This window comes from Streptomyces sp. NPDC006610, assembly GCF_040611575.1.
In the GTDB taxonomy this organism is placed as follows: Bacteria; Actinomycetota; Actinomycetes; order Streptomycetales; family Streptomycetaceae; genus Streptomyces.
Genome location: NZ_JBEXOP010000081.1, coordinates 1 through 7,020, shown reverse-complemented (window position 1 = coordinate 7,020; position 7,020 = coordinate 1). Strand labels below are relative to the sequence as shown.

Here is a 7,020-nt window from a genome sequence, read left to right as displayed (position 1 = left end):
CCCCGGGGACGCACCCCGCCGGTGGGTTTCCCCACCGCCCCCCCCACGCGGACGCCCCCCCCCACGCCCCCTCGGGGGGGGGCCCGTCCGCGTGGGATGGGCATACGCGTCCCGGGCCGCCACGAAAACGTGGCCGCCGTTGTCGCCGGGCGACCGGCCGACCGCCGTAGGACGGCGCGGCGCTTGCCGGGGAGAGCGAGTGTGCGTGCCGGTTGAGGAGGGGCGGGGGTGAATCCGGCCTCCGTCCCGCGGTCCACGGTTTTGGGCGTCGCCCGCGCCCGTCGGCGAGCCCGCCCGCCTCACCACCCCGCCGGATCCCCCGAAACCCCGAACAGCGTCCCGTCCGGCGCCCCCGCGAACACCTCGCCCCCGGCGGCGACGGGGAGCGAGAGGCCGGACATCAGGGAGCCCCGCCCCTCTCCCGCGCGGGCCGGGGTCTGGCCGGACGGCCTGCCGTGGGCGGCGTCCACGGCGATCAGCCTGCCGTCCCCGGCGCTGAAGTAGATCCGCTGCCCGGCGACCACCGGCGCCGACGGGAAGCTCACCGACGTCTCCAGCCGCCACGACTCGACGCCGGCCCGCGTGTCCACGGCGACCAGCGTGCCGACGGCGCCCAGGAGGTGGACGGTGTCCCCGTGGACGACGGCCTGCGCGCCGCCCACCGGGAAGCTCAGCCGGATGCGCCGGGTGCCGCCGTCGCCGGTGTCGTGGCGGATCACGGCGTCCGTGTCGTCGTACGCCTCGGCCGTCGACGTGAACCACAGCACCCCGTCCCGCGCGCCGACCAGGCTCAGCGCACCGTCCAGCCGCTGCTCCAGGCGTACCGCGCCGGTCCGCGGGTCGACACCGGTGACCCGCGTCCCGTCCGCCCCGTCCGGCTCCACGGCGTACGCGACACCGTCGCCGTACGTCTGGAACGACGGCAGCTTCAGCCCGCCGACCGTGCGCTGCCACCGCTGCTCGCCGGTGGCGGCGTCCAGCGCGGTGACCCGCGAGTCGGGCCCGGTGAGCAGGACGACGCCGTCGACGTGGGTGATCCGGCCCTCGTGGGCCGTGACGTCGTGGCTCCAGCGGGTGTCGCCCGTCGCCGGGTCCAGGGCGGCGAGCCGACTGCCGCCCCGGTCGAGGACGTGCAGCAGCCCGCCCGACAGCGTGGGCGGCACGGCGACCCCGTCCGGGTCCTGGCCCCCGGCCCCCGCACGCGCCCACTCGACGCTGCCGTCGGCGGGATCGACCGCGGCGGCCAGCACGCCGGGGCGGGCGCAGTACAGGGTCCCGGCCGAGGCCGTGCACTGCGGCACCCCACCGGCCTCGGCGCCGGGCGCCCGCAGGTCGGTCTCCCAGGCGCGGAACGGCTTGTCCTTGCGCTGAGCGGCCGGCGCCGGGCCGTCCCCGGCCCTGACCAGGGCGACGGCCCCGCCGGCGAGCGCCAGCACGGCCGCGGCGGCCACGGCGGCCGTCCACGGCCCGCGCCGAGCGCGCCGCTTGCGCTCCGCGCGCGGTTCCCGGCCCGCGTCCCCGGCCGCGGGCACGGGGGCCTGCCGCCGGTGCGTGGGCACGGCGTCCGGCTCGGCCGGACCACTGCCGTGCGGCGCGGCCGGACCGCCGCCGTCCGGCACGGCACGCGGCTCCGGGACGAACATCTGCGTGTCGTAGGACGCCGACAGCGCCCGCAGCTCCGCCATCAGCTCGTCCGCCGTCGGCCGGTCCTCCGGCTCCTTGGCCAGACACCGGGTGACGAGCGGCGCCAGCTCCGCCGGCACGCCCGTGAGGTCGGGCTCCTCGTGCACGACCTGGTACGCCAGCAGATACGGGCTGTCGGAGTCGAAGGGCCCGCTTCCGGTCGCCGCGTGCACGATCACCGAGCCCAGCGCGAACACGTCCGCCGCCGGCCCCACCTCCCGCGGCCTGCGGAACTGCTCCGGCGCCATGAACGGCGGCGTCCCGATCAACTTCCCCGTCTCGGTGCGCAGTTCACTGTCCGAGGGGCGGGAGATGCCGAAGTCGATCACTTTCGGCCCGTCCTCCGCGAGCAGCACGTTGCTCGGCTTCAGATCGCGGTGCACGACCCCGGCCCGGTGGATGTCCCGCAGCGCCTCGGCGAGTCCGGCCATCAGCTGCCGCAGCCGCGCGGCGGGCAGCGCGCCGTTCCGCTTCACGTACTCGGACAGCGTCGGGCCGGGGATGAACAGCGTGGCCATCCACGGCTGCCCGGCATCCGGATCCGCGTCCACCACCGGCGCCGTGAACGCCCCGCTCACCCGCCGGGCCGCGGCCACCTCCTGCCGGAACCGCCCCCTGAACTCCGGATCCTGCGCGAACTCCCCGTGCACGACCTTCACCGCGAGCCGCAACCCCGAGGCGGACCGCGCCAGATGCACCACTCCCATGCCGCCGGACCCGAGCCGGTCCTCCAGCAGATACTGTCCGGCGTATCGCCGCGATTCCGTTTCCGCGTCCGAGCCGGCGCTGCGCCATGGCGGCATCTCTCACCCCCGGATGTCCGTCCGCACGCGCGACGCGCTGAGCCTAGTCGATGACCAGTACGAAACTGCTGTGGCTTGCTAGCCTCGTGGCGCCATATGAAATTGGCGTGAACTGATCATAAGAAACCAACGGGGGGAGGCCGACACGGCCATGGAAGACACCACCATCGCGGATCTCGCGATGCCGGAGCCCAAGCAGCCCGCGGACCTGGGGGACACCGCGGACACCGGCGAGGCGGGGAAGGCCGGGCTCGCCACCGCGGCGTCCACCGTCCGCTACTACAAGGTCGCGCCCGGCGTCGAGCTCAACGTCCGCAGCGGTCCCGGCATCCGCTACCCGATCGTGCGCATCCTGCCCGAGGGCATCTCCGTGCCGATCTACTGCCAGCGCCCGGGCGACACCGTCACCGGCTACTACGGCACGTCGAACATCTGGGACGCCATCACCAACGGCCAGTACGTCTCCGACGCCTACGTCAACACCGGAAGCGACGGCTACGTCGCCCCGCGCTGCGGCTGACCGCACGGGGCCGGGGCCCGTGACCGGCCGGACGCCGTACCGGACGCCGTCATCGGCGCGTGAGCGACCGCGACGGCGTCCCCGGCCGGCCCACGGGCCCCGGCCCGAGCCCCCTGCGCTTCCTCGGCACCACCTGGGCGCACCACGACCGCGGCCGCCGGGACCGCCGCGCCGTCGGGTTCCTCGCCGCCGCGCTGCCCGCCTGCCTGCTCCTCCACTTCACCCGCCAAGGCCTCGTCCTCGCCGGCACCGGCCGCTTCGTCACGCTGACGGTCGTCGTGATGTTCGCCGTCTGCAGGCCCTCACCCGAGGCCCCGGCGAGCGACTCCACGGTGAGGAGTGCGAGGCCGCCCTCGCCCGGCACGCGCAACGCACCTACCGCCGCACCGGCACCCCGCCCGCAGACGCCCCGGCTCCCGACTCCGCCCCGGGCGAGCCTGTCGTGGAACTCCCGCCCCCGGCGACCATGGCGGCATGCCGACGACACCGCCCTCCCGGGCCCACTCGTTCAACGCCGCCGCGGCCCAGTACGCCGCCAACCGCCCCGGCTACCCGCCCGCCCTCTTCGACGCCATCGAGGAACTCGCCGCCCGCCCCCTGACCGGCGCCCGCGTCGTGGACGTGGGCGCCGGCACCGGGATAGCCACCGCCCTCCTGCACGGCCGCGGCGCCGACGTCATCGCGCTCGAACCCGGTGACGGCATGTCCGCCCAGTTCCACCGCGCCCACCCCGGCCTCCCGCTCGTCCGCGGCGACGGCAACGCCCTCCCGCTCGCCGACTCCAGCGCCGACCTCGTCACCTACGCCCAGGCCTGGCACTGGACCGACCCGGCCCGCGCGCTCCCGGAGGCGGCGCGCGTCCTGCGCCCCGGCGGCGCCCTCGCCCTGTGGTGGAACTTCGCCGCAGTGGACGTCCCCTGGCTCACCGCGCAGGCGATCCGCATCGAACGCCACTACGACGAACCCCAGCCCGTGATCGCGCCACGGCCGACCGAGACGCCTCCTTCCTCCCCCTTCTCCGCCTTCACCCGCCGCGTCGTCCGCTGGAGCCGCCGCGTCCCCGTCGACGTCCACCTCGCCAACCTCGGCAGCCACTCCCTCTTCCTGACCGGCGGCAAGGCCCGCGCCGAGGCATTCCTCGCCGCCGAGCGCGACCACCTCCTGCGGCAGTTCGCGGACGGCGTCGTGGAGGAGGTCTACGACACCGAACTCCAGGTCGCCCGTACCGAGCCCGCCGCCCCTTGACGCTCCCCGCCTCCGCGAGGATTATTCATCACATGATGAATTACAGTGCCGGGCCGTCCACCGAGGGCGGCCCGCCCGACCCGCCCGCCGTCCGCGCCGACGCCCTCACCGTCACCCGCGGCGCCCGAAAGGTCCTGCACGGCCTCGACTTCGCCGTCCCACGCGGCCGGATCACCGGGCTTCTCGGCCCCTCGGGCTGCGGCAAGTCCACCCTCATGCGGGCCATCGCCGGCACCCAGGCCAAGGTCACCGGCGCCCTCCACGTCCTCGGCCACCCCGCCGGCCACCCCGCCCTGCGCACCCGCATCGGCTACGTCACCCAGGCGCCCTCCGTCTACGACGACCTGACCGTCCGCCAGAACCTCGACTACTTCGCCGCGATACTCGACCCCGGCCGGCCCGCCGCCGAACGCCGCCACGACCACGTCACCCGGGCCATCGCCGACGTCGACCTCACCCGCCACGCCGACGTCCTCGCCGGCAACCTCTCCGGCGGCCAGCGCAGCCGCGTCTCCCTCGCCGTCGCCCTCCTCGGCGCCCCCGACCTGCTGGTGCTCGACGAACCCACCGTCGGCCTCGACCCGGTCCTGCGTCGCGACCTGTGGGATCTCTTCCACTCCCTCGCCGCCGACCGGGGCGCCACCCTCCTCATCTCCTCCCACGTCATGGACGAGGCCGAGCGCTGCCACCGCCTCCTCCTCATGCGCGGCGGCCGCATCCTCGCCGACGGCACCCCCGACGCCCTGCGCACCCGTACCGGCGCGGACACCGTCGAAGCCGCCTTCCTGCGCCTGGTGGACGAGGCCAGCGCCAAGGACCGCACGAAGGAGAGCACCCGATGAGCACCACCGCCCCCACGACCGCCGTACGCCCCGCCCCCGTGCCCACCCGCCCGCTGAGCGCCTCCCGGACCACCGCCACCGCGGCACGCGTCCTGCGCCAGCTGGGCCACGACCCGCGCACCATCGCGCTGCTGATCCTCATCCCCTGCGTGATGCTGATCCTGCTGCGCTACGTCTTCGACGGCAGCCCGCGCACGTTCGACACCATCGGCGCCTCGCTGCTCGGCATCTTCCCGCTCATCACCATGTTCCTGGTGACCTCGATCGCCACCCTGCGCGAACGCACCTCCGGCACCCTCGAACGCCTCCTCGCCATGCCCCTCGGCAAGGGCGACGTCATCGCCGGCTACGCCCTCGCCTTCGGCGCCCTCGCGATCGTCCAGTCCGCCCTCGCGACCGCCCTCGCCCTGTGGGCGCTCGGCCTCGACGTCACCGGCTCCCCCTGGCTGCTGCTCCTCGTCGCCCTGCTCGACGCGCTCCTCGGCACAGCCCTCGGCCTGTTCGTCTCGGCCTTCGCGGCCTCGGAATTCCAGGCGGTGCAGTTCATGCCGGCCGTGATCTTCCCCCAGCTCCTCACCTGCGGACTCTTCACCCCCAGGGACAAGATGCACCCCGTTCTCGAAGCCATCTCCGACGTCCTCCCCATGTCGTACGCCGTCGACGGCATGAACGAGGTCCTCCGGCACACCGACATGACCGCCGCCTTCGTCCGCGACGTCCTGATCGTCGCCGGCTGCGCCCTCCTCGTCCTGGCCCTGGGCGCCGCCACCCTGCGCCGCCGCACCACCTGACGCCCCACGACGTCCCGCCCACCGGACACACCCGTCCCACCCGGGTCCCGAGTGCGAGGATGACCCCGGACGACGCACACCCCGGAGGGCACCGCAGCCATGACCCAGAAAGTCGCAGTCCTCGGCACCGGCAAGATCGGCGAAGCCCTGCTCAGCGGAATGATCCGCGCCGGCTGGACCCCCGCCGACCTCCTGGTCACCGCCCGCCGCGCGGAACGGGCCGAAGAACTCCGCACCCGCTACGGCGTCACTCCGGTCACCAACGCGGAAGCCGCCAAGACCGCCGACACCCTGATCCTCACGGTCAAGCCGCAGGACATGGGCGCCCTCCTGGAGGAACTGGCCCCCCACGTCCCCGCCGACCGTCTGATCGTCAGCGGGGCGGCAGGCATCACCACGTCCTTCATCGAGGAACGCCTGGGCGCCGGAACCCCCGTCGTCCGCGTCATGACGAACACCCCCGCCCTCGTGGACGAGGCCATGTCCGTCATCTCCGCAGGCAGCCACGCCGACGAGGCCCACCTGTCCCACGCCGAGGAGATCTTCGGAGCCGTCGGCAAGACCCTCCGCGTCCCCGAGTCCCAGCAGGACGCCTGCACCGCCCTCTCCGGCTCGGGCCCCGCTTACTTCTTCTACCTCGTCGAAGCAATGACGGACGCCGGCATCCTCCTCGGCCTGCCCCGAGACAAGGCGCACGACCTGATCGTCCAGTCCGCCATCGGCGCCGCGACGATGCTCCGCGACAGCGGCGAGCACCCCGTGAAGCTCAGGGAGAACGTCACCTCGCCGGCCGGCACCACCATCAGCGCCATCCGCGAACTCGAGAACCACGGCGTCCGGGCCGCCCTCATCGCGGCCCTGGAGGCCGCCCGCGACCGCAGCCGCGCCCTGGCCTCCGGCAAGAAGGACTGACCCCCGGGCCTCGAGTTGACACGCCTGGGGCCCATCCGTAAGGTTCTCCGAGTTGTCCGACGTGAGCGCCGACCCCGGTCGGTCCCCGGACAGCACTCACACCACAGCAGGATCTCCTTCCCGGATTGTTTTCGGCGTGCCCGAATTCAATTCGAATAGGGGCTCGGCGGCCCGATTGGGAATCGCCGGGAGGATCCGCTAAGGTTTGAGACGTCGGAACGGCC

General features: G+C 74.2%; 6 protein-coding genes. 5 read left to right on the top strand and 1 reads right to left on the bottom strand.

Annotation, left to right across the window (positions count from 1 at the left end; translation table 11 throughout):
• Nucleotides 1–299 precede the first annotated feature (299 nt).
• The gene (locus tag ABZY13_RS33205) at nucleotides 300–2,486 is read right to left on the bottom strand and encodes a PQQ-binding-like beta-propeller repeat protein (protein WP_356637493.1); all 2,187 of its coding nucleotides are present in this window, start codon (nucleotides 2,484–2,486) and stop codon (nucleotides 300–302) included.
• A gap of 151 nt (nucleotides 2,487–2,637) precedes the next feature.
• On the opposite strand from ABZY13_RS33205, the gene ABZY13_RS33200 reads away from it, so the two are divergent.
• The 5 genes from ABZY13_RS33200 to proC all read left to right on the top strand — a co-directional run bounded on the left by ABZY13_RS33200 (nucleotide 2,638) and on the right by proC (nucleotide 6,796).
• Nucleotides 2,638–3,006, top strand: coding sequence for a hypothetical protein (locus ABZY13_RS33200; RefSeq protein ID WP_356637491.1), 369 nt, complete (start codon nucleotides 2,638–2,640; stop codon nucleotides 3,004–3,006).
• 474 nt (nucleotides 3,007–3,480) lie between these two features.
• Nucleotides 3,481–4,251 (top strand): class I SAM-dependent methyltransferase, encoded by a 771-nt coding sequence (locus ABZY13_RS33195; RefSeq protein WP_356637489.1) that lies wholly within the window; start codon nucleotides 3,481–3,483, stop codon nucleotides 4,249–4,251.
• Between the two features lie 32 nt (nucleotides 4,252–4,283).
• Nucleotides 4,284–5,093, top strand: a complete 810-nt coding sequence (locus ABZY13_RS33190; RefSeq protein ID WP_356637487.1) for an ABC transporter ATP-binding protein — start codon at nucleotides 4,284–4,286, stop codon at nucleotides 5,091–5,093.
• A complete protein-coding gene (locus ABZY13_RS33185) occupies nucleotides 5,090–5,884 on the top strand; it encodes an ABC transporter permease (protein WP_356637485.1) in 795 nt (264 codons plus the stop codon). The genes ABZY13_RS33190 and ABZY13_RS33185 overlap by 4 nt, the downstream gene beginning before the upstream one ends.
• A gap of 99 nt (nucleotides 5,885–5,983) precedes the next feature.
• Nucleotides 5,984–6,796: a pyrroline-5-carboxylate reductase gene (gene proC / locus ABZY13_RS33180; protein WP_356637483.1), complete on the top strand. Its 813-nt coding sequence runs from the start codon at nucleotides 5,984–5,986 to the stop codon at nucleotides 6,794–6,796.
• Nucleotides 6,797–7,020: the final 224 nt, after the last annotated feature.